Source organism: Pseudomonas sp. dw_358 (assembly GCF_018449655.1).
Lineage (GTDB): Bacteria > Pseudomonadota > Gammaproteobacteria > Pseudomonadales > Pseudomonadaceae > Aquipseudomonas.
In genome coordinates this window covers 1-2,219 of the sequence record NZ_JAAVUX010000039.1, presented here as the reverse complement: position 1 = coordinate 2,219, position 2,219 = coordinate 1, and the positions used below count along the sequence as shown (strand labels likewise).

Here is a 2,219-nt window from a genome sequence, read left to right as displayed (position 1 = left end):
GCCAGCGGGTACTCCGGATGCGCAGCAGCCATCCGCTCGCCCTGCTCGTGATAAAAGCGCATGGCCTTCAGATTCATGTCGCCATCGGTGCCCGCTTCGACACGGGTCGGCTCGATGATCAGGTAGCTGCCACCGCCGTTGAGGACGATCTTATGCTTGGCGGTGATGTGGATTTCGTTCTCGGTGCTGGTGATCTGCAGGGCATTGCGCGCCAGCAGTTCGAGGGTGTCGTGCTGGGCCTGGATCTTGACGGGGCCCTGGTTGGCGATGAGCTTGATGCCGAGTTTTTCCACGAACAGGCTCAGGCCCTGGCCGATGCCCATGAACATTCGTCTGGCCACGCTCAGGTCGGCGTTGGCGCCAGCGTTGAGGATCAGATTGTTCTCGGCGGCCAACTGAAGGTGGTTGCCGCTGGTCAACGCCATGCCGTCCGGGGCGCTGAGCAGCACGACCTGAGACTGCAGCTGTTCGATGTGCTGTTTGAGCAGGGTGATCTGGGCTTGCAGGTCCGCAGGCTCGGCGCTGGCCGTCTGGGCATTGGCCGAGAGCTGTTGCATTTGCTCCCGAGCCTGTTCCAGACGCCCGGCTGCTTCGGCCATTTCGAGCATCTGGCCCTGGGCCAACGGCTGCTTGTCAGCGCTGATGAACAGGCCTTTGCCCGCTCGCAGGGCGCCATGGCCATCCGTGCGCAACTCGAAACCGGCACCGCGCTGTTCATTTTTTCCATCGACTACATGGCCTAGATTCAGCTGGCTCTTGCCACTGTGATCCGAGCTCAACTTGACGTGCTCGCGGTCGCGGTCATCCTCCATTCTGAGTGTGTTGTTGGCCGGCGTACGCAGGACATTGCGGCGGTAGTTATGCAGCGTCACGGGGTCTGGATGTCGGTTGTCGTGCAGCGCATGGGCGATATAAGGCCGGTCCGGATCGCCCTGCTCGAAGGCCACCGCCACTTCGGTGCCCTGGATCAAGGGAAGATGCAGGCCATGGGTATCGCCCGCATAAGGTCGGGCCAGGCGCAGCCAGGCGCTCTCCCCGCCCAACGGCCAGGCCTGGCGATCGAAGAGGAAGTTGACCTTGTAGCGACCCTGCACGTCGATGTGACTGTAAGGGTCGCCCTTGAGGGTGCTGGTCACCCGAGCAGGAACCGTCCCCGCGATGACAGGCTTTTGCGCAAGAGCAGGACGAAAGCAGACACGCTCGTCGCAGGGAATGGCTTCGAAGCTCATCACCGGACTGCGATCCCGGCCAGCGCGACAGGTCAGCTGAGTGACGACCACCCCGGGGCCGAAAGCCTCGGGCGCCTGCCCGGTGATTTCCAGCACCTGACCGGGCATCACCGTGACGCTGTTGCACATGCCGCTGAAACGGGTCTGATCGTTCAGATACAGCTCATGCTTGAGCCGTGCATAAAAATAGCCGCTCTCGCTGAGCAGGTCCTCATCGCGGACGAACCCATCGCCGATTTCCCGGTAGGGCTCGCCATAGTGATAGGCCTCGCCGTAGGTCGGGATCTCGGAAAACTGGCCTTCCACCTTGCCTTCCATCCACGCCGCGGTGTTCTGGGGGTTATACGAGCGAACGCTGATATCCCGCTCCACCAGCTTGTGCCGGGTTTCAAGGTTCCAGACGCAATCCTCGTCATCCTTCTGCAGGCCGGCGCGAGGGATGACCGGCAGGCTGACCACGGGCAGGTAATGACGCTGATCATCGCGCAGCTCGAGCACGTCGATGCCCTGGCGATCGTCCATGGAGAAGTGGTACCAGATCCCGACTTCCGCCAGCAGGCGCTGGATAAAGGCCAGGTCGCTTTCACCGAACTGGATGACCTGTTCGCGCTGGGGATACTCGCGGGTGAGCAGGAACTGAAAGTGCTGGCCTTCGAAGTCATGGCGGGTACGCAGGATATGCTCGACGATCTGCGGCACGCTCAGGTTTTGGTACACGGCGTGATGCAAGGTCCGTTCAAGCAGGGCCAGGCGAGGTCTGAGCACCACCCGATAACGGGTCTCGTCACGGGATTGCGAAAGGCGCTGGAAGTCGGTGATGAACCCGTAGACGGTGCGCAACGGCTCGGGCGGCCCGGGCTTGCGATCCAATCGCGAGCAGGGAGCTGGCAAAGGATAGAGGCTGAACCGGGCCTGCTGGCCCAGCACCGACGCCATGGGAATGTCCCGCGTGGTGCTGGTGAATTCGAGGGTGTAGGCGAACGGCTGGCT

Annotated in this window: 1 protein-coding gene; it reads right to left on the bottom strand. The window is 62.3% G+C overall.

Annotation, left to right across the window (positions count from 1 at the left end; all coding sequences use genetic code 11):
- A partial coding sequence (gene vgrG / locus HB675_RS25610; RefSeq protein ID WP_213881955.1) for a type VI secretion system tip protein VgrG occupies window positions 1-2,219 on the bottom strand: 2,219 nt, incomplete at both ends.